The organism is Rhodococcus sp. BP-241 (assembly GCF_019836145.1).
Taxonomy (GTDB): domain Bacteria; phylum Actinomycetota; class Actinomycetes; order Mycobacteriales; family Mycobacteriaceae; genus Rhodococcoides.
Window position 1 is genome coordinate 701,709 of the sequence record NZ_JABUEI010000001.1, and the last position, 22,096, is coordinate 723,804.

Below are 22,096 nucleotides of genomic sequence, written 5' to 3' on the forward strand. Positions count from 1 at the left end.
GACGTTCCGGCGCGCGTACATTCGCCCCGTGACCCACATCGAGCCCCGTGATCCGCAGGCGTCCGCCGTGCCCGTCGAGGGAGGGCCCGGCCTGCCCCACGACATCGATCACACACACGCCGACGTCTCGGGAGGCTGGCTCCGGGCCGCCACGTTCGGGGCCATGGACGGACTGGTGACCAACACCTCGCTCATCGCGGGTGTCGGCGGTGCGGGCGTCTCGACGCACACGCTGGTCCTCAGCGGCATCGCCGGCCTCGTAGCGGGAGCGTTCTCGATGGCACTCGGCGAGTTCACGTCCGTGTCCACCCAGAACGAGCAGATCGATGCCGAGGTGACCACCGAGCGCGCCGCGTTGACGAAGTACCCGGAGGCCGAACAGGCGGAGTTGGTGGGCATGCTCACCGACATGGGCATGTCGACCGAGACGGCCACGGTCGCCGCGCGCGAGATCCACACGGACGCCGATCGTGCCGTGGATCTGCACATCTCGCGGGAGTTGGGTGTCGACCCCACCGAGAAGCCGTCACCGTGGGTGGCGGCCGGATCGTCCTTCGTCCTGTTCTCGATCGGCGCGATCATTCCGCTCATACCGTTCCTGCTGGGATCGGACGTCCTCGCCCTCGGGCTCGCGTGCGGCGCCGTGGGCCTCATGATCGCCGGCGCGCTCGCCGCGCACTTCACCTCGCGGTCGACCGTCGTCGGAGCGCTCCGCCAACTACTGTTCGGCTCACTCGCCGTCGCGGCGACCTACGCCGTCGGATCCCTCATCGGTGTCGGCACCGCCTGAGTCGCCGTCCGGATCGATCGTCACCGCGCTGGGCTTCCCGGTCAGCGACACCCGCCCGGACCGCGTGTCGGGTACCACCATCCAACCGACCGCGGCGATCAGCAGGATGGCGCCCGAGGTCCCGAACGCGGCCGCGTAGGAGAGTTCCGTCACGAGTACACCGGCGACCAGCGGCCCGATGACCGAGCCCACGTCCATGGCCATCTGGAATGCGGCGAGGACGGGGCCTCCGCGGGCGCGCGAGCCGATCATGTCGGCCACCGCCGCCTGCTGGGTCGGCGTGATCAGCCCGGACCCGAGCCCGGCGACGAAGGTGATCACGAGGAACACCTCCGTCGATCCCGAGATGCCCATGGTCGCGGTCGATGCGCCGCACAGCAGGAGCCCGGCGACGAGGAACGGCTTGCGCCCGTACCGATCGGACCATCGCCCCGCCGGCACCAACACCACCGCGTTGCCCACCGCGAACACCGCGAGGGCCACGGCGGCCATGGAATCGCTGCGTCCGAGCGCGGCGACGACGAACAGCGGCACGATGGCCGTGCGCACGCCGAACACCGCCCATCCGTTGGCGAAGTTGGACAGCAGGGCCGACCGGTACGTCGGGGAGCGCAGGGCGTCGGCGAACCGCAGCACGACCGCCGCGTCCCGATCGGCCTCCGTGGTCGCGGCGGGTGTTCGTAGGCCCACCGCGACGACGGCGGCGGCCGCGACCAGCGTCACGGCGTAGAAGACGAACGGCGCCCGCAGACCTCCGACACCGAGCACGATGCCGCCCACGAACGGGCCCAGGACTGTGCCGGCCAGGAAGCTCGACGCGTACATGCCGGAGACGCGCCCGCGGCGATCGGGCGGGGCGATCCGGATGAGCAGTCCCAGCGCGGACACGGTGAACATGGTGGACCCGATACCGCCGAGCGACCGGAAGAGGAGGAGTTGCCAGTACGTCTGGGCCAGTGCGCACAACCCGGTCGACACCGCGACGACGACGAGACCGGTGAGGTAGACCCGGCGCTCGCCGATGCGCTGCACGAGCGATCCGCTGGCGGGCGCGAAGATCAGCCGTGTCGCCGCGAAGGCACTGATGATGACGGTGACCGCGAACTCGTCGACCCCGAAGGCGAGCGCGAACCCCGGGAGCGCGGGCGCGACGATGCCGAAGCCGAGTGCGATGACGAACGCGGCCGAGACGAGGATCCAGATGTCGCGGGTGGGATCGGGGGCGGTCCCCCGCGTCCCGGCACCGGCCCCTGCTGCGGCGCTCACTCCCCGGTCAGGACGGACGACACGAGATCGCGTGCGGCGCTCTGCACCTCGGCGAGGTGATCCGCACCGCGGAAGGACTCGGCGTAGATCTTGTAGACGTCCTCCGTACCCGACGGCCGAGCGGCGAACCAGGCGCTGTCCGTGGTGACCTTGAGTCCGCCCAGAGCCGCCCCGTTGCCGGGAGCCGAGGTGAGCGTGGCGGTGATGTCCTCCCGCGCCAGGGTGGTCGCGGTGACCTGCTCCGCCGACAGCTTCGCCAACACGGCCTTCTGCTCGCGCGTCGCGGGCGCATCGGTGCGTGCGTAGGACGGGTCACCGAACTGCTCGGTGAGCTCCCGGTAGCGGGTCGACGGTGTCTTCCCGGTCACCGCGGTGATCTCGGAGGCGAGCAGGGCCAGGATGATGCCGTCCTTGTCGGTGGTCCAGACGGATCCGTCCGTCCGCAGGAACGAGGCGCCGGCGCTCTCCTCGCCGCCGAACCCGATCTCACCGGAGACGAGACCGGGCACGAACCACTTGAACCCCACGGGCACCTCGAGCAGGGTGCGACCGAGCGAGGCCACGACGCGGTCGATCATCGAGGAACTGACGAGGGTCTTGCCGACCGCCGCCTCGGCGGGCCATCCCGGCCGGTGCGAGAACAAGTAGTCGATCGCCACCGCGAGGTAGTGGTTCGGGTTCATCAGTCCGCCGTCGGGGGTGACGATGCCGTGCCGGTCCGCATCGGCGTCGTTGCCCGTCGACACGTCGTAGTCGTGCCGGGCGCCGATCAACGACGCCATCGCGTTGGGCGACGAGCAGTCCATCCGGATCTTGCCGTCGGTGTCCAGGGTCATGAACCGCCATGTCGCGTCGACGAGCGGGTTGACCACGGTCAGATCGAGGCGGTGTCGCTCGGCGATCGCCGCCCAGTAGTCGACGCTCGCACCGCCCAGCGGATCGGCGCCGATGCGCACACCCGCGGACCGGATGGCATCGATGTCGACGACGGACGGGAGATCGTCCACGTACCTGGTGAGGAAGTCGTACTTCTGCACGGACCCGGCCAGTGCCGACGCCAGGGACACGCGCTTCACGGACGACACACCGGAGCGCAGGATCTCGTTGGCGCGCGCCGCGATCACGGAGGTGGCGTCGCTGTCGGCGGGTCCACCGTTCGGCGGGTTGTACTTGAAACCGCCGTCGCGCGGCGGGTTGTGGGACGGCGTGACGACGATGCCGTCCGCGAGCGCCGACGGACCCGAGGCGTTGTGACGCAGGATCGCGTGGCTCACCGCCGGGGTGGGCGTGTAGCGGTCTGCCGAATCCACCAGCACCGCAACGTCGTTGGCCGCGAGAACTTCCACGGCGGTGACCCACGCGGGCTCGGAGAGCGCGTGGGTGTCGCGACCGAGGAAGAGCGGTCCCGTGGTGCCCTGCGCGGACCGGTACTCCACGATGGCCTGTGTCGTGGCCACGATGTGGTCTTCGTTGAAGGCGCCGTCCAGGGACGATCCACGATGTCCGGAGGTACCGAAGACCACCTGCTGATCGGGATTCTCGACGTCCGGCTTCACGCTGTAGTAGGCCGTCACCAGATGCGACAGATCGACCAGATCCGATGCCTGTGCCCGTTGTCCCGCTCGCTCGTGAGCCACTCGGGTCCTCCTGTGTCGATTGCGTACCCCCGCCCCGAGAACCCTAGTGGGCGAGCAACGACCGCGGACCACGACTGTCGGATCGAGACCCCGACCGCGTCGTCGGACGGTCAGAGATCGGGCAGCGCGGAGAACTCGGCGATCGCGATGACGTCCTCGAGAGCGGTCGCGAGGACGTGGAGTCGTCGTCCGACCGTTTCTGCCGCGAGCACCTTCGCGCGATCGGACGAGCCGAGCGGCAGGGACGACGCGAACTCCCAGACCTCGGCGCCGGAGCGCGTTCCGTCCGCGTCGACACGCGGCGCCTCGGGTGTGGGCAGATCACGCGAGCGTGCGATGCCGGTCAGGATCTCGAACAGCCGGTCGGTGCGCTCCTGCACGAGGTCGTACACCTCGTCCAGCGACTCGTCGCCCGCCGGGAGATCGGGCCAGGCGGTGACACGCGCCCGCGGGTACGGATCGTCCGGCAGCCACTCCAGCACGCGGATCCGGTCGACTCCGCGGCACTCGAGCACGAAGCGCCCGTCCGGTGTGGGGAGGGCGCGGTCGATCCGGGTCGACACTGCGGCCACGCCGCGCACGTCCCCGCCGCCGACCTCGTGGCCTCGCTCGATGAGCGCCACCCCGAAGTGCGACTCGGTGTCCAGGCAGTGCTGCACCATCGCGCGGTAGCGGGGCTCGAACACGTGCAACGGCACGTCGTCCCCCGGAAGTACCACCGAGCCGAGCGGGAACATCGGGAGCTCGTAGATGTCGTCGGACCGGGCGTGCATGTCGTCGTCCACACCACCAGCATGCACTCACCGCGACCACCGCGACAGAACCCGACGACCCGGGTGTGGTGCAACTCCCCCGCCGGTCCGGTGTCGGTGGCCCGGCTACTGGGTAAGGATGCGTCCATGAGCACTCCGGTTCGCGCCGCTTCCCGCACCACTGGACCCCGGACGTTCGCGGTCTGGGCACCCACACCCGAGCGGGTCCGACTGCACCTCGACGGCGACCTGCACCCGATGACCGAGAAGGACGGGTGGTGGAGCGCCGAGGTGCCCGCCGCCGACGGTGCCCGGTACGGCTTCGTCCTGGACGACGACGATGCGGTGATCCCGGATCCGCGCTCGCCGCGGCAGCCGGACGGCGTGCACGAGGCGTCGGCGCTGTACTCCGCGGACACCTTCGCGTGGACCGACGACGCGTGGACGGGTCGCCCGCTGGCGGGCGGCGTGCTGTACGAACTGCACATCGGCACCTTCACCGCGGAGGGGACGTTCGACGCGGCGATCGACCGACTCGATCACCTCGTCGACCTCGGCGTGACGTTCGTGGAGGTCATGCCCGTCAACGGTTTCAACGGGACACACAACTGGGGCTACGACGGCGTCCTCTGGTACACCGTCCACGAGGGCTACGGCGGTCCGGAAGGTTTCCAGCGGTTCGTCGACGCCTGCCACGCCCGGGGGCTGGCCGTCACGCTCGACGTGGTCTACAACCACCTGGGTCCGTCGGGCAACTACCTCGAGAAGTTCGGCCCGTACATGTCCGAGGGTGCGAACTCCTGGGGACAGACGGTCAACGTGGCCGGCGCGGAGTCGGACACGGTGCGGCGCTACATCATCGACAACGCACTGCGGTGGTTCGAGCAGTTCCACGTGGACGCGCTCCGTCTCGATGCGGTGCACGCCCTGGCCGACACCACGGCCACCCACATCCTCGAGCAGCTCGCCGTGGAGACCGAGGCCCTGTCGGCGCACGTCGGTCGACCCCTGAGCCTGGTCGCGGAGAGTGACCTCAACGACCCGACGCTCATCACTCCCCGGGCGGGCGGCGGGTACGGCCTCACTGCCCAGTGGGACGACGACGTCCACCATGCCGTGCACGCAGCGGTGTCCGGCGAACGTCAGGGCTACTTCGGTGACTTCGGCTCGATGCAGTGCCTCGCGACCACCATCACGCAGGGCTTCTTCCACGCCGGGACGTATTCGACCTTCCGTGGCCGCGTGCACGGTCGACCCCTGGACCGACGGGTGCTCCCGGCGAGCTCGCTCGTCGCGTACACCACGACGCACGATCAGGTGGGCAACCGCGCAATCGGCGATCGTCCCGGCTTCTCACTCACGCCGGGGCAGCTGGCGGTCAAGGCGGCGCTGATCCTGTTGTCCCCCTTCACCCCGATGCTCTTCATGGGTGAGGAGTTCGACGCCTCCACCCCGTTCCAGTTCTTCACCTCCCATCCCGAACCCGAGCTGGGTGAGGCCACCGCGAAGGGCCGCAAGGCCGAGTTCGCGTCCCACGGGTGGGACAGCGAGGACATCCCCGACCCGCAGGATCCCGCGACGTTCGAGAACTCGAAGCTGAACTGGGACGAGGTCACCGAGGGTGATCACGCCCGCGTACTCGACTGCTACCGAGCACTTCTGGCGTTGCGCGCCCAGCGCATCGAGATCACGAACCCGTGGTTGACCGGCGTGCACGTCGACTACGACGAGGACGCCCGATGGATCGTGATCCACCGGGCGCACCCCACCGCGGGCCGTGGTCTGAGCATCGCGTGCAACCTCACCGACTCGCCGGTGACAGTGCCGGTGGGCGGCTCACCGCTGCTGTGGTGGGACGAGCCGACGCCGAACGCGACCGCGTCGGCGACGACCGTTCCGGGTCACTCCTTCGTCGTGCTGGAGTGAGTATCGCTGGAGTGACTTTCCGGCTCGGCCCGCGCGTCGCCGGCGTCCGAGCCACGCAGAGCCAGAGCCACGAGGAGAGCGTTGGCGGCGAGCACGATCGCGGTGGCCACCGCCGCGACGTGCATCCCGTCGACGAAGGCGGCGCCGGCCGAACTGGTCAGAGCGTCACCGAGTTCCGCCGGTAGCGTCCGCGCGAGCGAGACCGCCTCGCCGATGGTCTCGCGGGCACCCGACGCGGTGTCCGGGTCGAGCGCCGACGTGTCGATACCGCCACGGAACACGGCCATCACCACCGAACCGAGCAACGCGACGCCGAGGGCGATCCCGAGTTCGTACGCCGTCTCGGAGATTGCGGACGCTGCGCCGGCGCGCGGCGCGGGAACCGAGGCGACCACCAGATCCGACGTCAGCGTCAGCGCGAGGCCCGCGCCGACACCGACCAGGACGAACGACGCCATGAACACAGGGATGCCGTCGGTCTGACCGAGACGTGTCAGGAGCAGTGCCCCCGCCGCGGAGACCCCGAGTCCCACGGCGAGAACGGTGCCCGCCTCCCAGCGGCGTACGAGATGTGCGGCGGCGAGCGACGCGACGATGCTCGTCGCCGTTCCCGGCAGCATGATCAGACCGGCCTCCAGCGGGGACGTGCCGAGAACCGACTGCAGGTACTGCGAGCCGAAGAACAGCACTCCCGCGAGCGCGAAGACGGACAGCAGGTTCGTCGCGACGGCCGTCGCGAAGCGACGCTGCGCGAACAGCGTCAGGTCGATCATCGGAGCGGCGAGTCGGCCCTGCCGGCGGACGAAGACGGTGCCCGCGGCCAGACCGACCAGCGCGACCGGAATCATCGACGGGTGCGGCCCGTGAGCCGCGGTCTCCTTGATCGCGTAGACGACGGGAACGATGGCCAGGATCGACAGCGCGGCGCTGGGTACGTCGAATCGGCCCGGTTCCGGATCCTTGGACTCCGGGATGGTGAACGGACCCACGACGACCAGCGCGATCATGATCGGCACGTTGATCAGGAAGACCGAGCCCCACCAGAAGTGCTCGAGAAGCCACCCGCCCACCAGAGGACCCGCCGCCGCGCCGCCGCCGGCCATGGCACCCCAGACACCGATCGCGAGCGTGCGTTCACGGCGCACCTGGAACATCGTGCGGATCAGGCCCAGGGTGGCGGGCATCAACGTGGCACCCGAGATACCCTGCAGCACACGGGCCGCGATCATCATCGCGGGGTCGACCGCGAAGGCGGCGAGCACCGAGGACAGCCCGAAACCGACCGCGCCGATCAGGAGCAACCGCCGTCGTCCGATGCGGTCGCCGACGGTGCCCATGGTGACCAGCAGGCCGGCGAGGACGAACGAGTAGACGTCGATGATCCACAGCAGCTCGGTGCTGCTCGGGCGGAGATCCGCGCTGAGGAACGGCAGCGCGATGTCGAGGACGGTGCCGTCGACGGCGATGAGCATCACGGCACCGGCCAGCACCACCAGACCGAGCCAGTCGCGGCGGGTGGCGCCGGCCGGTACGAGATCGTCGGGATTCGGCTGCACGGACGCTGCCGGGGACACGGACACGAGGCACCTCTTTCGTTTACCGTCCGGACGGTACAGTCGACGGACACCGACAGCGTAGCAACAACCGTCCGGCCGGTACAGTGCGTGTCATGGCAGCCGACACACGCGACCGCATCCTGGACGCCCTCGAGACGCTGCTCCTCGACGACGGCGCGGACAAGGCCACCCTCGAGGCGGTGGCCTCTCGGGCCGGCGTCTCGAAAGGCGGTCTGCTGTACCACTTCCCCAGCAAGGACGCGATGATGGCCGCGCTGGTGCGTCGCCTCGGTGAACGATCCGACGTCCAACGCGTCGAGGCGGAGGCCGCCGGCACCTCGCTGGCGCAGTGGTATCTCCAGCCACCGGACGCCTCGTCCGCCGAGGAGGTGGCGCTCTACCGCTCCACTCTCGCCGCGCTGCGCAGCATCGACGGTAGACCCGGCGAGGTGCAGCAGGCCGTCATCGACGTCATGGGCATGTGGGACCGCGCGCTGCAGCGCGAGGTGACCGATCCGGTGCAGGCCGAGATCGTGCGGCTGGTGGGCGACGGCATCTACCTCGCCGCGCTGCTCGGCCTCCCCCACACGCCGCCCGACCTGCACCGCGACGTGGTCGAACGGCTCCTCGGTGGCGGTTCGAGCAGTGTCGACCCGAGCGGTCAGGGGTCAGCCGGATGACTCAGGTCAGGTAGCGGTACGCGGGAGACCCGGGCTCGAGATGCTCGACGTGCATCGGCGACGTCTCCATCCGCTCGAGGAGGGACGACAGGCCCGCGGCCGAACCGAGCTCGATACCCACCAGCGCGGCACCCGTCTCGCGGTTGTTGCGCTTGACGTACTCGAACAGCGTCACGTCGTCCTCCGGACCGAGAACGACGTCCAGGAACGTGCGCAGTGCGCCCGGCTCCTGCGGGAAGTCGACGAGGAAGTAGTGCTTGAGCCCCTTGTGCACGAGCGACCGTTCGAGAATCTCCCCGTAGCGCGAGACGTCGTTGTTACCGCCCGAGATCAGGCACACGACGGACGAGCCGGCCGGGATGTCGATCTGCGACAGCGCGGCCACCGACAGCGCTCCGGCGGGTTCGGCGATGATGCCCTCACTCTGGTACAGATCCAGCATCGCGGTGCAGATGGCACCCTCGTCCACCTGCGTGACCACCACCGACCCGCGTCCGTCGTGGCCCGCACCGACCGTCACCGAGGCATGCGAGGCGACGGTCGCGCCGAGCGACGACACGACCCGGTACGGGAGATCGCCGATCCGGCGCACGGCGGCGCCGTCGACGAACGGGTCGATCTCGTCGAGTGTGACGGGGCCGCCGGCCATGAGCGCCGCCGCCATGGATGCGGCGCCGGTGGGTTCCGCACCGACGACGGAGGTGTTCGGCGACCGCTCGGCGAGGTACGCCGACATGCCCGTCATGCACCCACCACCGCCCACCGCGACCACGACAACGTCCGGAGCGGCACCGAGTTGCTCCAGGATCTCCGCGGCGATGGTTCCCTGTCCCGCGACGGTTCTCGGGTCGTCGAACGGCGGCACGATGGTGGCACCGGTGGTGCGGACGTCGGCGAGGGCGGCCGCCGCGGCCGCATCGAAGGTGGAACCGACGCTGATGACCTGCACCATGTCGCCGCCGTGGAAGGCGATGCGATCGCGCTTCTGCTTCGGGGTGTTGGTCGGCACGTAGATGCGACCGCGGATGCCGAGCGCCCGGCACGCGAACGCGACACCCTGCGCGTGATTGCCGGCGCTCGCCGCCACGACACCGACCGCACGCTCGTCGTCGTCGAGTTGCAGCATGAGGTTGTACGCGCCGCGCAACTTGTACGAGCGCACGCGCTGGAGATCCTCGCGCTTGAGGTGGATCCGCGCACCCGTCTGCTCGGACAACCGCTCGCAGAACTCGAGCGGGGTGCGGGTGGCCACGTCCCGCAGCCGGACGGCCGCGGCATCGATGTCGTCTGCGGTCGGCGCAGCGGCGTCGGTACGGCTCGTCGTCTCGGTCACACGGACATGCTGCCACGGTGGTGCGACGACCACCGACCCACCCTCACCTGCGGAGCGGCCGCCGGCGGGGGTGACGAATCTGCGCTCAGGCCCGCTCGAGCACGAAGACAGGGATCTCGCGGTCGGTCTTCTTCTGGTAGTCCGCGTAGTCGGGGTAGGCCGCGACCGCGCGCTCCCACCACTGCGCCTTCTCCTCGCCGTGGACCTCGCGCGCGACCATGTCCCACTTCTCGGTCTTGTCCCGCAGTTCGACGTGGGGGTTCGCGAGCACGTTGAAGTACCAGACGGGGTGCTTCGGCGCGCCGCCGAGCGACGCGACGGCGGCGTACGCACCGTCGTGCTCCACGCGCATCAGAGGGGTCCGACGGAGCTTGCCCGTCTTGTTCCCGATGGTCGTGAGGAGGATGACGGGCATCCCCCGCATCTCGGTGCCCTCGGTCCCTCCCGAGCTCTCGTACAGGTCGGCCTGATCGGCGGCCCAGGTGGACGGACTCGGCTCGTACTCTCCGTGCAGCGGCATGATCCCAGTACACACACCTCGGCGGTCTCCGGCAACCATCCGCAGGGTGATCAGGAGGTTTCGGTCGCCCTAACTTCCATGTACGTGTAGCCTGGGGACCAACGCACGGCACACGGAACACGAATGGTTCGGGAGGCGAATATGACCACGGTCGACCTGCAGTTCACACGCCCGCGGCACTCGACGAGCGTTCGTACCGTGGACGTGGCCGGCACCGACTGGCCGCTCTACAAGCTCGAGAGCATCATGGTCGCCGTCATCCTCTTCGCCGCTCTCGCACTGACAGTCAGCATGCAGACGGCAGTCCTCACCTCCGCCGCTGTCGGCGTGACGCTGTGGTGGGCCCTCGGCGCGACCGAGCGGTTCCGCACCCGACACTGATCACGGACAGACACCGACGGGGCGCCCACTCCACGTGGGCGCCCCGTCGGCGTTCGTGTGGTCCGGCCGTATGTCAGGAACCGAACGGCAGGACACCGGGGGCCAGGTAGAGACCGCTGCTTCCGGCGGCGATGCCACCGACGAGTTCGAGCACGGCGTTGATGAAGTTCGTGATCATGCGATCATCCCTCTCGGTCGAGTTCGACGTGACGATCCGACGGTACCGTCCGTCCCTGTGAACAGTCACGAACTCGTCTGGTACGTCGGCTACGGCTCGAACACCCTGCCCGCACGCCTCGACGCCTACTTGGGCGGCTCCGCGGCCGACAGCAGATTCGGTGCGCACGCCGCCCAGCGGACACTCTCGCTTCCTCGCGAACACCGGTGGATCACCGTGCCGCATGCGGTGTACTTCGCCGGCGTCTCGGCCCGGTGGACCGGAGCGTCCGCGTTCCTCTCGCTCACACCCTCCCCCGACTCCGACAGCATCGCCCGCGCCTACCTGCTCGACTGGGCCGCCCTCGACCACATCTCGACGGTGGAGAACGCGCAGACGGAGCAGACACTCGACGTCCGCGCGTCCCTACCGACACGGCCGGGAGCGTGGGCGCTGCTGCCGGTCGAGGTGTCGCCCGAGCCGCACCGCGGCAAGTACGACGCGGCGCTGCGCCTGGACGACATCGACGGCGTCCCGGCGATGACTCTGACGTCGAGCCACGTGCGAGAACGCGGAGTGCCGACCGACCGCTACCGCGACGTCATCGCGGAGGGCTTGTGGGACAACCCGTTCGGCGTCGATCCCGATGCCTACCTCGCGGCAGCCGTCGAGCGGTCGGCCGTCGTCAGACGGTGAGGCAGCGTCAGACGGTGAGGCAGCCGGGTCCGAGCAGCGCCTTGAGATCGCCCATCAGCGCCGACGACGGTGTGACGCGCAGCTTCTCGTCCACCTTGAGCATGGTGACCCGGTCGCCACTGATGAGGCGCAGGTGCACGTCGGTGGTGCCGGGATGGCTGGCCAGCACCCGCTTGAGCGCCCCGACCTTGTCCGCGGTGCACTGACGCGTCGGCAAGCTGACGGCGACGGGCTTGGCGACACCGACGGACGACAGATCGGGAACCGCGATGTCGTTCGCGATGAGCGAGATCCGATCGTCCCGAGCCGACACCCTGGCCTTCACCAGCACCACGGCGTCCTCGGCGACGTCCGCACCGAACACGGAGTACGCCTGCGGGAAGAACAGCACCTCGATACCGCCGGTGAGATCCTCGAGCTGGGCGGACGCCCAGGTCAGACCGTTCTTGTTCACCCGTCGGTTGACCGAGGCCAGAATGCCGCCCACCGTGACCTGCGTGCCGTCCTTCAGACTGCCCTCGAGGATCGTGGGAATGGCGGTGTCCGACTGAGCCGCGAGCACGTGCTCGACTCCGTTCAGCGGATGCCCGGACACGTACAGCCCCAACATCTCCCGCTCCAACGCGAGACGGTGCTTGCTGTCCCACTCCTCGGGCGGGATCTTCACGTTGAAGACGGAGGTGATGGACTCGTCGGCGTCGACGCCGCCGAACAGGTCGAACTGGCCGATGGCCTCCGCCTTCTTGGTGCCCAGCACCGAGTCGATCGCGTCGGCGTGGATCAGCATCAGACCCTTGCGTGGATGGTCCAGCGAATCGAAACCACCGGCCTTGACGAGAGACTCGGTGACCTTCTTGTTGCAGGCAGTCGCATCGATCTTGGCCAGGTAGTCGGAGAAGTCGGTGAACTTCCCCTTCTCCTTGCGCGCCGAGATGATGGACGCCACGACGTTGGCGCCCACGTTGCGCACCGCGCCCATACCGAAGCGGATGTCCTCGCCCACCGAGGCGAAGTTGAGCTCGGACTCGTTGACGTCCGGCGGCAGCACGGTGATGCCGAGCCGTCTGCAGTCGGCGAGATAGATCGCCGCCTTGTCCTTGTCGTCGCCGACACTGGTGAGCAGTCCGGCCATGTACTCGGCCGGGTAGTTGGCCTTGAGATACGCCGTCCAGTAGGACACCAGCCCGTACCCCGCCGAGTGCGACTTGTTGAACGCGTAGCCGGCGAACGGGAGCACGGTGTCCCATAGCGCCTTGATGGCGGCCTCGGAGAAATCGTTGTCCAGCATGCCCTGGCGGAATCCGGCGTACGCCTTCTCCAGCTCGGACAGCTTCTTCTTTCCCATGGCGCGCCGCAGCAGGTCGGCCTGGCCGAGCGAGTAGCCGGCGACCTTCTGCGCCAGCTGCATGATCTGCTCCTGGTAGACCACCAGGCCGTACGTCTCGCCGAGGATGACCTTCAGCGGTTCCTCGAGTTCGGCGTGAATCGGCTTGACCTCTTGACGGCCGTTCTTGCGATCGGCGTAGTCGTTGTGCGAGTTCATGCCCATCGGACCGGGCCGGTAGAGCGCCAGGACGGCGACGATGTCCTCGAATCCGGTGGGCTGCATCTTGCGCAGCAGGTCCCGCATCGCGCTGCCGTCGAGCTGGAACACGCCGAGAGTGTCTCCGCGCGAGAGCAGTTCGAACGTCGCCGGATCATCGAGAGGCAGGGCGTCGAGGTCGATGTCGATGCCGCGATTGGCCTTGATGTTGTCGATGGCGTCACCGATGACCGTGAGGTTGCGCAGCCCCAGGAAGTCCATCTTCAGCAGGCCGATGGCCTCGCAGGACGGGTAGTCCCAGCCGGTGATGATGGCGCCGTCCTGCGGACGCTTCCACACCGGGATGGCGTCGGTCAGCGGCTCCGAGGACATGATGACCGCGCAGGCGTGGACGCCGGCGTTGCGGATCAGCCCCTCGAGACCCTTGGCGGTCTGGTAGATCTTCGCGACGTCGGGGTTCGAGTCGATCAGCGAGCGGACCTCGGTGGCCTCCTTGTACCGCTCGTGCGTCGGATCGGTGATGCCCGCGACCGAGATGTCCTTCGCCATCACGGGCGGGGGCAGTGCCTTGGTGATCTGGTCGGCGATGGCGAAGCCCGGCTGCCCGAACTGCACGCGGGCCGAGTCCTTGATGGCGGCCTTCGTCTTGATGGTGCCGAACGTGATCACCTGCGCGACACGATCACTGCCCCACTTCTCGGTGGCGTAGCGCACCATCTCGCCGCGTCGGCGATCGTCGAAGTCGATGTCGATGTCGGGCATGGAGACGCGCTCGGGATTGAGGAACCGCTCGAACAGCAGACCGTGCGGGAGCGGGTCGATGTTGGTGATCCCCATCGCGTAGGCGACGAGCGACCCGGCCGCCGAACCTCGACCGGGGCCGACGCGGATGCCGACCTCCTTGGCGTGGTTGATGAGGTCACCGACGACGAGGAAGTAGGCGGGGAAGCCCATCTCGAGGATGACGCTGATCTCGTAGTCCGCACGGGAGAGGTACTCCTCCGTCGGACCATCGGGGAAGCGGCGGTGCAGGCCGTCCATGACCTCCTTGCGGAGCCAGGTGCCCTGCGTGTAGCCCTCCGGCACCGGGAACACCGGCATCCGGTCGCGGTGCTCCCACACCTCGTCGTAGGACTGGACGCGTTCGGCGATGAGCAACGTGGAGTCGCACGCGCCGGGCACCTCGTCGTCCCAGAGGGCGCGCATCTCCTCCGCGGACTTGAGGTAGTAGCCGTCGCCGTCGAACTTGAACCGGGTGGGATCGCTCAGCGTCTTGCCGGTCTGAATGCACAGCAGCGCTTCGTGATTGACCGACGCGTCCTTGGTGACGTAGTGGCAGTCGTTGGTCGCGAGCGGGGGGATGCCGAGCTGCTCCCCGATGCTCAGCAGTCCTTCTCGCACCCTCCGCTCGATCGACAGACCGTGGTCCATCAGTTCGAGGAAGAAGTTGTCGGGGCCCCAGATCTCCTGCCACTTGGCCGCCGCCTCGAGCGCCTCACGCTCGTGGCCCAGACGAAGCCGGGTCTGGATCTCGCCGGACGGGCAGCCGGTGGTGGCGATGATGCCCTCGGCGTGGTTGGCGATGATCTCCTCGTCCATGCGCGCCCACTTGCCCAGCTGCCCTTCGGTGGACGCGAGGGACGACAGCTTGAACAGGTTGCGCAGACCCGTCGCGTTCTCCGCCACCATCGTCATGTGCGTGTACGCGCCGCTGCCCGAGACGTCGTCCGACTTCTGGCTGCGGTCTCCCCACAGCACGCGCTTCTTGTTGAAACGGGACTCCGGGGCGATGTAGGCCTCGATCCCGATGATGGGCTTGACCCCGGCCTTCTTGGCCTCGTTGTAGAACTCACTGGCCCCGTACATGTTGCCGTGGTCGGTCATCCCGACCGCGCTCATCCCCAGGCGCTGGGCCTCCGCGAACATCGGCGCGATCTTCGCCGCCCCGTCCAGCATGGAGTACTCGGTGTGATTGTGGAGATGAACGAAGTCCGACACGGGAGCCACTCTAGGTCGTCGGGCCGACAACATTCTCCGCACACGCGGCGTGTGACGACTGTGACGGATGAGGACTAGCGCGGGGTGTCCGCGGACGCCGCCTCGACCGGCACCGACGCCACGCGATGCGCCCGCAGACGCCGCACGGAGTCGACCGTGAAGATCGCCAGCGCGCACCAGATGAGTGCGAAACCGATCCACCGCGACGCGGGCATGTCCTCGTTCAGCACCAGCACTCCCCACGCGAGCTGCAGGCCCGGTGTCAGGTACTGCAGCAGCCCGAGGGTGACCAACGGCAGCTTCTGCGCGGCGACCCCGAACAGCAGCAGCGGCAGTGCGGTGACGGGCCCGGCGAGGACGAGCAGCAGGGCGTGCGGCACCCCGAGCGAGAGGGCGCTCGCTCCCCCGGTAACGCCCAGCACCACCAGGTAACCGATCGCGATCGGCGCCCCCACGAGCCCCTCCGCGGTCAGCGACGTGGTGGGTTCGAGCCGGACCACCTTCTTCATGACGCCGTACAGCGCGAACGAGAAGGCCAGGGTGAGGGCGATGATTGGAGGCCGTCCGTAGTCGACGGTGAGCACGACCACCGCGACGAAAGCCAGCGCGAGGGCCGCGATCTGCGCACGGCCCAACCGCTCCCGGAACACCACGACGCCGAGCAGGACACTGACGAGCGGATTGATGAAGTATCCGAGGGCTGCCTCGACCACACGGTCCTGCGAGACCGCGAAGATGTAGACGCCCCAGTTGATCGAGATGAACGCCGACGACAACGCCACCACACCCCACGTGCGCGCCGGGAGACCGCGCAGCGTGGACAGTCGTCCCAACACCGCCAGGACGACGAGCATGAGCACCAACGTCCACACGATGCGGTGCGCGAGGACCTCGACGGGTCCGGCGAAGGACAGCACGCCGAAGAAGGCCGGGAACAGTCCCCACAGTCCGTACGCACCGACACCGCTGGCCATGCCGACGCTGGAGGACGACCGGGGAGCTCCACCGCGCCGGGAGCCGAGAGAGGACGTGAGACTGCGCACGCGCTCACGCTATCCCCGACCGGTGCACAATCGACGAGGTGGCACACAGGAAGAAGGCGCCGAGCGGCGAGGCCGAGGCTCGGGCAGACAAGACCTGCGTCGTCTGCGGTCGACGGATCGAGTGGCGTAAGAAGTGGGAACGCGACTGGGACTCGGTGAAGTACTGCAGCGACGCGTGCCGACGCACCGGCTCCGCGGGAGCCGACGACGGTCTCGAGGACGCGATCCGGCGGCTACTCGACAGTCGCTCGCGCGATTCGTCGATCTGTCCCTCCGACGTGGCTCGCGCCGTGGCGCCGGACGACTGGCGCCCCTTGATGGAACCCGTCCGCCGCGCCGCCCGCCGTCTCGTCGCCGTGGGCGAGGCGGAGATCACGCAGGGCGGGAACGTGGTCGACCCGTCGACGGCGAAGGGTCCCATCCGCATTCGGCGACCCCGCTGACCCGGAGTCGACTCAGGCGCGTGCGGACCTGACCCGCCGCACCGCGTCGTCGACGGACCCGCGATGCACTCCCCCGTGTCCGGGAATCAGGACGTCGGCGTCCAGACCGACGAAGGCGTCGAGCGCGTCGAACTCCCGCGGCCGATCGTGCGCGAACAGGGGCGGCAGCATCTGCGGTCCGGTCCGAACGCTCAGAGCGTGTCCGGTGACCAGGGCGTCACCGGACAGAACGGCCCCCGCACCCGGCACGTGATACCCGGTGTGACCGGACGTGTGACCCGAACTGTCGAGCGGCACCGGCCCGCCCGGCAGGTCCAACGGCCCACCCGGCACGGATCCGACGACCGAGTCGAACCCCTCGGCGTCGGCGACGGCGCCCGATTCGGTTCCGCCCGCGCGAGCGATGCGCACCGTCCATGCGAGCGCACCGCGCCGCCAGACGTTACGCGCCACGTCGAGCGGCGATGCCTGTTCGAGATACTCACGTCGGGCATGCCGCGCCTCGGTGTCCGAGGTGAGCACCGGCGTGCCGTAGGTCGAGGCGAAGTGGCCGGCGCCGCCGATGTGGTCGATGTGCGCGTGTGTCAGCAGGATCGCCCGCACGTCTTCCGGACGCCGACCGACACGACGGAGCGATTCGACGACCGCACCGACGTACCGCGGATATCCCGAGTCGACCAGCGTCACGTCCTCGCCGTCGACCAACAGTGTCCAGTTGACGTCCGGCCCGAACGCGACGTGCACGCCGTCGGCGACGATCGTGACTTCGAGTGTGCTCACGACTGCCGAGTATGGACGGTCGGGAGCCCCGGGGGAAGACCGACGAGTCTGCTGACGCGACACGCCGATGACACGACCGAGCGGAGCCGGGTGTGTCATGACGTTGGTCACCGACGACGCGAAAAGCACGAGGCGACAGCCGCTCCCGCTCCTCGGGCCTCGTGTCGTGCACTACGCTGGTTCGACGTGATCGACGATCGAAATCTCGGCTCCGGCGCCTCCTCCACGATGACCACCACCTCACCCCACGACACCGCTGCGGACGACACCCCCGTCACCCGGCGGTGGAGTCCCGGCGGCTGCGTGTGGTGCGGCAGCCGGACCGACATCGAGATCTACCGGGACGAGCCCCGGTGCGGTGAGTGCCGTGAACACGAGAACACGATCGACGCGGCGCGTCGCTTCATCGGCATGTACGGCCTGCGTCCTCTGGGCGGCGCGGTGACGTCCGACGACGACGAGGAGCTCGAGCACCGCACCGCGGCTCGCAGTGCGCGTGCCGCTCTCGACCGGGTCCGCCTGCCGAAGCGTCCCGCGGCCGCCGACGTCCGGAAGGCCTCGGCCCGCGCCGGTGCGTCCGCCGCCGTCCGCACCACCCCGTCCCGCTCGTCGTCCTCCGCTCCGTCGGGTGCCGTCAGCACGGTGGACGTCGCCGTGCTCGCCGATCGCGTGACCAGTCTGCTCGAGCAGCTCACCGCCATCGAGACCGGCATCGCCGACGCCGAGGCGTCGTCGGGTCTGCCCGCGCGTGCCCGGCTCAGCGACCTGCAACGTCAGCGCGCCACCGTCATGTCGACACTGGCCGCGCTGGAGAAGGCCCGCCGCGGCAGCGCAGGCTGACCGACACGCTCGATCAGGCCGGCTGAACCTCACGCAGCGCACCGGTCGCCACGTCGAACACGAAGCCGCGCAACGACGTCGTCCGCGAGACGAACGGACTGAGCTCGATGCGCCGGAGCTGTCGCCGCAAGCATCGCGACAGGAACACTCGCGCTCGGGTCTCCGGACTGCTCGCGGTGCGACGGTGCGAACAGGGTTGGGCTCGAGGTGATCCGAGTGACTCGGGTCAGCCGATCTCGACGGCGCGGCGCACCGCGTCGGTCGGTGGCGACTGCACCGCGGGCGCGGAGCCGCGGAGCACGTCCACCACGGCCTTGGGACGCGCGAGCATCTCGCGTACGAACTGCCGCAGCAGCGAGCGCCGGGAACAGTCACAGGGAGCGACGACACCGCCGGCATCGATCCCCGCAGCTCGGCACAGGGCCATCGCACGTGCGGCATGGGTGTCCTGACTGACGATCAGGGCCGTCGACACTCCGTACGTCGCCACAGCGCGTCGGCACGTGTCGTGGGTCGTCAGACCGTACGGGTCGGCCACGATGCGGTCGGGATCGACGCCGCGGCGCACCAGGTAGCGCGTCATCACCTCCACCTCGTCACCCGACGTGCCGGCGGCGTTGCCCGACAACAGAAGTGCGCGCACGGTACCGCGACGCACCAGATCGAGTGCCGCGTCGAGACGACCGGCGAGAAACGACGACGGTTCGCCCTCCTGGACCCGAGCGCCCAGCACGATGGCGACGGGAGCGCGCGGCGCGGTGTCCGCCGTGTACAGCCGACCGTGGGACGAGGCGGCGACCCACGCCGCCGATCCGAGCACGACGACGAGCACCGCGGCGGCGGACCCGCCGACGGCACGGATCAGATGTCGGCGCCCCACACGTCTCATGTCCCCAGTCCATCATGTGAGGGTTCCGTGAAGATCGGCGCCGCGATCCTGACCACGGAGACCCGGCTCGGTAGCGTCGAGGCATGCCCACCAGCACCCGCGTCCGCCGTACCGTCGCCGGCGTCGTCGCCCTCGCGGTGGTCGCCGTCGCGGCGGTGCTGTGGACCGCGCCCGAGCGGTGGTACCCGTGGGACACCGCCGACTTCCCCGCGGCCGACGCGTCCCTGTCCCCTGCGCAGCAGCGTGTGCTCGAGGTGGTGGAGCGTGAGTATCGCGATCCCCGTCCCGCCACGTTCTACTCCGAGGGCGTCGACGAGGCCTGGTGCGCCGACTTCGTCAGTCACGTGATGCGCCAGGCCGGACAGCCGTTCACCAATCCGCATTCGGGTGGGTGGCGCATTCCCGGTGTCTACACGTTGACGGAGTACTACCAGGAACAGGGCCGTTTCGCGCCGGTCGGCGACCACTCCCCCGCGGTCGGCGACGTCGTCCTGTACGAGTCGGGTGGGCCCGTCGGGGATCTGCTCGTCGGGCAGCACACGAACATCGTGGTCGCGGTGGACGGGGACACGGTCACGACCGTCGGCGGCAACGAGATGGGCGGGATCCGCATTCACGATCTGGACTGGGCGGACGACTCGGCGGTGCTCGGCTTCGGCCTGCTCGGGTCCTGAGGTCAGGAGGCGGGAACCGGGCCGTCGTCGGGCTGCACCGCGTCGCCGTCGCGTTCGGGATACAGCGGTGCCACCGCGAACCGGCCGTAGACCGCGTCCCCCGGCAATGCCTCGACCGCGCGGATGCCGTCCAGGCCCGCGAGCGCGGCGAGTTCCGGAACACTCGCACGTACCAGAACTCCTGCGGCGCAGTCACAGTCGGCCTGCAGGCGTGCGCGCACCACCGTCGCGATCGCGTTCCCGCGCTGGTCGCGTCCGGGCGGAACGAGGCCGGCGGCGAGACGGACGGACGACGCGAGCACGGAGTCGGTGTCCGGCACCGGGACCACCACGAGCGGGGTCTGCACGCGGTCGATCGGCACGTGCGCATAGACGACCGAGACCCTGATTCCGTCGACGGTGGGCGCGATCTCGTCGGCACGCATCGACCGGGTGAAGGACACCAGCGCCCACCGATCTCCGTCGCCGGAGGGCGGGTCCACCCGGGCCACGTACTGCGCGGCGGTCTCGTCGTTGTCGGGACCGAGGGCATCGGTGCGAACCGACGAACCACGGACCGGGTCGAGGACACCGAGCACGAGCACCGCGACGATCAACGCGACGACCGACGCCGCGGACACGGCGCGCACGCGTCTCAGCCCGCTCTCAACACGTCCAGTGCGTGCTGCAGATCCGCCGGGTACGGGCTCGAGAACTCCACGTAGCGGCCGTCACCGGGATGAGTGAACCCGAGTGCGCGGGCGTGCAGCCACTGGCGTTCGAGGCCGAGCCGTTCGGCCAGGCGTGGATCGGCACCGTAGGTCAGATCACCGCAGCACGGATGCCGCAGCGCCGAGAAGTGCACCCGGATCTGGTGAGTGCGCCCGGTCTCGAGGTGCACGTCCAGCAGGCTCGCGGCCTGGAACGCCTCGACCGTGTCGTAGTGGGTGATGCTGGGCTTGCCGTCGGCCGTGACGGCGAACTTCCAGTCGTTGCTGCGGTGTCGTCCGATGGGCGCATCGACGGTTCCGCTGCTCGGGTCCGGATGTCCCTGCACCAGAGCGTGATAGCGCTTGTCGATCGTGCGCTGCTTGAACGCGCGCTTGAGCACGGTGTACGCATGCTCCGACGTCGCCACCACCATCACGCCGGACGTCCCGACGTCGAGACGGTGCACGATGCCCTGACGCTCGTGGACCCCGGACGTCGAGATGCGGAATCCAGCGGCCGCGAGACCACCGATCACCGTCGGTCCCGTCCAGCCCACGCTCGCGTGCGCGGCCACTCCGACCGGCTTGTCCACGACGACGATGTGGTCGTCCGAGTACAGGATCTCCATGCCCGGCACCGGCTGTGCCTCGATGGTCAACGGACGCGCGGGCTCGGGCAGTTCCACCTCGAGCCACGTGCCGCCGCCGAGACGGTCGGACTTCGCCACAGTGGAACCGTCGACCTGGACGGCGCCCTCCTCGGCGAGGGTCGCGACGACGGTCCGCGACAACCCCAGCAGCCGAGCCAGTCCCGCATCCACGCGCATGCCGTCGAGCCCGTCCGGAACGGGCATCGACCGTGTCTCCCTCACGCCTTCTTCTCCGACTCCGTCGCCGCTGCGCTCTCGGTCACCGCGGCGTCGTCACCCTTGTCGTCGGCACGGCGAGTCCCGTCCGGCTCGATCCCGAACAGCGTGATGATCACCAGCAGGACGGCCCCGCAGACGATGGAGGAATCGGCGACGTTGAAGACCGGCCACCAGCCGATGGACACGAAGTCCACGACGTGACCCTGCAGCGGGCCGGGCGAGCGGAAGAATCGGTCGATCAGATTGCCGAGCGCGCCGCCCAGCACCAGGCCGAGGCCCACGGCCCACCAGCCGGAGCGAAGAGTGCGTCCGATGCGGATCACACCCACCACGACGGCGACGGCCACCAGCGTCAACAGCCAGGTCATGCCCGTGGCCATCGAGAACGCCGCGCCCGCGTTGCGCACCATGCGGAGGGTGACGGTGTCACCGATGATCTCGATCGGTCGACCGGGCTCGATGACGGCGACCGCGACGATCTTCGTGAGCAGGTCCAGGGCGAGAACGACCGCCGCGACAGCGAACAGCCGTCGGGTACGTCGGGCCAGGGGTCGGTCCGGATTCTCCACATCGGTCACCCCACCATTGTCCACTACCTGCCCTCACCGCTCACCGGCCGCTCAGGATCCGACGC

Annotated in this window: 21 protein-coding genes and 2 pseudogenes; 9 read left to right on the plus strand and 14 right to left on the minus strand. The window is 69.2% G+C overall.

Annotated elements, in window-relative coordinates; genetic code table 11:
• The first annotated feature begins 67 nt into the window (after positions 1-67).
• Positions 68-790 (plus strand): VIT1/CCC1 transporter family protein, encoded by a 723-nt coding sequence (locus HQ308_RS03255; protein WP_308115658.1) that lies wholly within the window; start codon positions 68-70, stop codon positions 788-790.
• Here the strand turns inward: HQ308_RS03255 and HQ308_RS03260 are convergent.
• The 3 genes from HQ308_RS03260 to HQ308_RS03270 form a co-directional block, all read right to left on the minus strand.
• A complete protein-coding gene (locus tag HQ308_RS03260) occupies positions 731-2,056 on the minus strand; it encodes an MFS transporter (RefSeq protein WP_081821272.1) in 1,326 nt (441 codons plus the stop codon). The two genes, HQ308_RS03255 and HQ308_RS03260, sit on opposite strands and share 60 nt — an antisense overlap.
• Positions 2,053-3,693, minus strand: coding sequence for a phosphoglucomutase (alpha-D-glucose-1,6-bisphosphate-dependent) (gene pgm, locus HQ308_RS03265; protein WP_222645399.1), 1,641 nt, complete (start codon positions 3,691-3,693; stop codon positions 2,053-2,055). Before pgm ends, HQ308_RS03260 begins: the two co-directional genes overlap by 4 nt.
• 110 nt (positions 3,694-3,803) lie before the next feature.
• Positions 3,804-4,478, minus strand: a complete 675-nt coding sequence (locus HQ308_RS03270) for an LON peptidase substrate-binding domain-containing protein (protein ID WP_222637780.1) — start codon at positions 4,476-4,478, stop codon at positions 3,804-3,806.
• Positions 4,479-4,592: 114 nt separating this feature from the next.
• On the opposite strand from HQ308_RS03270, the gene treZ reads away from it, so the two are divergent.
• Positions 4,593-6,371 carry a malto-oligosyltrehalose trehalohydrolase gene (gene treZ, locus HQ308_RS03275; protein WP_222645400.1) on the plus strand — a complete coding sequence of 593 codons (1,779 nt, stop codon included), beginning with the start codon at positions 4,593-4,595 and terminating at the stop codon, positions 6,369-6,371.
• Here the strand turns inward: treZ and HQ308_RS03280 are convergent.
• Positions 6,347-7,951, minus strand: a complete 1,605-nt coding sequence (locus HQ308_RS03280; protein WP_308115650.1) for an MFS transporter — start codon at positions 7,949-7,951, stop codon at positions 6,347-6,349. The genes treZ and HQ308_RS03280 overlap by 25 nt on opposite strands.
• Positions 7,952-8,040: 89 nt before the next feature.
• Here HQ308_RS03280 and HQ308_RS03285 point away from each other — a divergent pair, with 89 nt between their 5' ends.
• Positions 8,041-8,607 (plus strand): TetR/AcrR family transcriptional regulator, encoded by a 567-nt coding sequence (locus HQ308_RS03285; protein ID WP_056446231.1) that lies wholly within the window; start codon positions 8,041-8,043, stop codon positions 8,605-8,607.
• A 1-nt stretch (position 8,608) separates the two neighbouring features.
• Here HQ308_RS03285 and ilvA read toward each other — a convergent pair whose 3' ends face one another.
• Both ilvA and HQ308_RS03295 read right to left on the minus strand, forming a co-directional pair.
• Positions 8,609-9,940, minus strand: coding sequence for a threonine ammonia-lyase IlvA (ilvA, locus tag HQ308_RS03290; RefSeq protein WP_027505876.1), 1,332 nt, complete (start codon positions 9,938-9,940; stop codon positions 8,609-8,611).
• Positions 9,941-10,025: 85 nt separating this feature from the next.
• Positions 10,026-10,460: a nitroreductase family deazaflavin-dependent oxidoreductase gene (locus HQ308_RS03295; RefSeq protein WP_027505875.1), complete on the minus strand. Its 435-nt coding sequence runs from the start codon at positions 10,458-10,460 to the stop codon at positions 10,026-10,028.
• A gap of 141 nt (positions 10,461-10,601) precedes the next feature.
• Here HQ308_RS03295 and HQ308_RS03300 point away from each other — a divergent pair, with 141 nt between their 5' ends.
• Complete coding sequence (locus tag HQ308_RS03300; RefSeq protein WP_027505874.1) at positions 10,602-10,841, plus strand: hypothetical protein; 240 nt, start codon at positions 10,602-10,604, stop codon at positions 10,839-10,841.
• A gap of 235 nt (positions 10,842-11,076) precedes the next feature.
• Entirely contained in the window at positions 11,077-11,694 is a 618-nt protein-coding gene (locus HQ308_RS03305; RefSeq protein WP_222645401.1) for a hypothetical protein, read from the plus strand.
• Between the two features lie 7 nt (positions 11,695-11,701).
• Here the strand turns inward: HQ308_RS03305 and dnaE are convergent, their stop codons facing one another.
• Positions 11,702-15,268 carry a DNA polymerase III subunit alpha gene (dnaE, locus tag HQ308_RS03310; RefSeq protein ID WP_051613374.1) on the minus strand — a complete coding sequence of 1,189 codons (3,567 nt, stop codon included), beginning with the start codon at positions 15,266-15,268 and terminating at the stop codon, positions 11,702-11,704.
• 41 nt (positions 15,269-15,309) lie between these two features.
• Positions 15,310-16,209, minus strand: coding sequence for an EamA family transporter RarD (rarD, locus tag HQ308_RS03315; RefSeq protein WP_222645457.1), 900 nt, complete (start codon positions 16,207-16,209; stop codon positions 15,310-15,312).
• 107 nt (positions 16,210-16,316) lie between these two features.
• Here rarD and HQ308_RS22855 point away from each other — a divergent pair.
• Both HQ308_RS22855 and HQ308_RS22390 read left to right on the plus strand, forming a co-directional pair.
• Positions 16,317-16,451, plus strand: a pseudogene (locus tag HQ308_RS22855) (DUF2256 domain-containing protein); the annotation flags it as partial.
• Positions 16,434-16,721 (plus strand): DUF3253 domain-containing protein, encoded by a 288-nt coding sequence (locus HQ308_RS22390; protein WP_308115659.1) that lies wholly within the window; start codon positions 16,434-16,436, stop codon positions 16,719-16,721. The pseudogene HQ308_RS22855 and the gene HQ308_RS22390, both read left to right, overlap by 18 nt.
• A 12-nt stretch (positions 16,722-16,733) precedes the next feature.
• Here HQ308_RS22390 and HQ308_RS03325 read toward each other — a convergent pair whose 3' ends face one another.
• Entirely contained in the window at positions 16,734-17,501 is a 768-nt protein-coding gene (locus HQ308_RS03325; RefSeq protein WP_308115651.1) for an MBL fold metallo-hydrolase, read from the minus strand.
• Between the two features lie 186 nt (positions 17,502-17,687).
• On the opposite strand from HQ308_RS03325, the gene HQ308_RS03330 reads away from it, so the two are divergent.
• Positions 17,688-18,341 (plus strand): hypothetical protein, encoded by a 654-nt coding sequence (locus tag HQ308_RS03330; protein WP_308115652.1) that lies wholly within the window; start codon positions 17,688-17,690, stop codon positions 18,339-18,341.
• Between the two features lie 13 nt (positions 18,342-18,354).
• Here HQ308_RS03330 and HQ308_RS03335 read toward each other — a convergent pair.
• A pseudogene (locus HQ308_RS03335) lies at positions 18,355-18,471 on the minus strand (carbonic anhydrase); the annotation flags it as partial.
• Between the two features lie 96 nt (positions 18,472-18,567).
• Entirely contained in the window at positions 18,568-19,230 is a 663-nt protein-coding gene (locus HQ308_RS03340) for a vancomycin high temperature exclusion protein (RefSeq protein ID WP_222645402.1), read from the minus strand.
• An 83-nt stretch (positions 19,231-19,313) separates the two neighbouring features.
• On the opposite strand from HQ308_RS03340, the gene HQ308_RS03345 reads away from it, so the two are divergent.
• Entirely contained in the window at positions 19,314-19,904 is a 591-nt protein-coding gene (locus HQ308_RS03345; RefSeq protein WP_222630607.1) for a CHAP domain-containing protein, read from the plus strand.
• Positions 19,905-19,906: 2 nt separating this feature from the next.
• On the opposite strand, the gene HQ308_RS03350 is transcribed toward HQ308_RS03345, so the two are convergent.
• From HQ308_RS03350 to lspA, 3 genes are read right to left on the minus strand one after another with little or no spacing between them, the layout of a single operon-like run.
• A complete protein-coding gene (locus tag HQ308_RS03350; protein ID WP_051613372.1) occupies positions 19,907-20,533 on the minus strand; it encodes a hypothetical protein in 627 nt (208 codons plus the stop codon).
• A gap of 5 nt (positions 20,534-20,538) precedes the next feature.
• Positions 20,539-21,465 carry an RluA family pseudouridine synthase gene (locus HQ308_RS03355; RefSeq protein WP_222645403.1) on the minus strand — a complete coding sequence of 309 codons (927 nt, stop codon included), beginning with the start codon at positions 21,463-21,465 and terminating at the stop codon, positions 20,539-20,541.
• Positions 21,462-22,040, minus strand: a complete 579-nt coding sequence (gene lspA / locus HQ308_RS03360; protein WP_308115653.1) for a signal peptidase II — start codon at positions 22,038-22,040, stop codon at positions 21,462-21,464. The genes HQ308_RS03355 and lspA overlap by 4 nt, the downstream gene beginning before the upstream one ends.
• Positions 22,041-22,096: the final 56 nt, after the last annotated feature.

Bases quoted from the DNA above. Each gene is read 5' to 3' on its own strand.
- treZ (WP_222645400.1), top strand. From the start codon at position 4,593: ATGAGCACTCCGGTTCGCGCCGCTTCCCGCACCACTGGACCCCGGACG.
- HQ308_RS03285 (WP_056446231.1), top strand. From the start codon at position 8,041: ATGGCAGCCGACACACGCGACCGCATCCTGGACGCCCTCGAGACGCTG.
- HQ308_RS03295 (WP_027505875.1), bottom strand. From the start codon at position 10,460: ATGCCGCTGCACGGAGAGTACGAGCCGAGTCCGTCCACCTGGGCCGCC.
- HQ308_RS03300 (WP_027505874.1), top strand. From the start codon at position 10,602: ATGACCACGGTCGACCTGCAGTTCACACGCCCGCGGCACTCGACGAGC.
- dnaE (WP_051613374.1), bottom strand. From the start codon at position 15,268: ATGTTGTCGGCCCGACGACCTAGAGTGGCTCCCGTGTCGGACTTCGTT.
- rarD (WP_222645457.1), bottom strand. From the start codon at position 16,209: ATGGCCAGCGGTGTCGGTGCGTACGGACTGTGGGGACTGTTCCCGGCC.
- HQ308_RS03340 (WP_222645402.1), bottom strand. From the start codon at position 19,230: ATGAGACGTGTGGGGCGCCGACATCTGATCCGTGCCGTCGGCGGGTCC.
- HQ308_RS03345 (WP_222630607.1), top strand. From the start codon at position 19,314: ATGCCCACCAGCACCCGCGTCCGCCGTACCGTCGCCGGCGTCGTCGCC.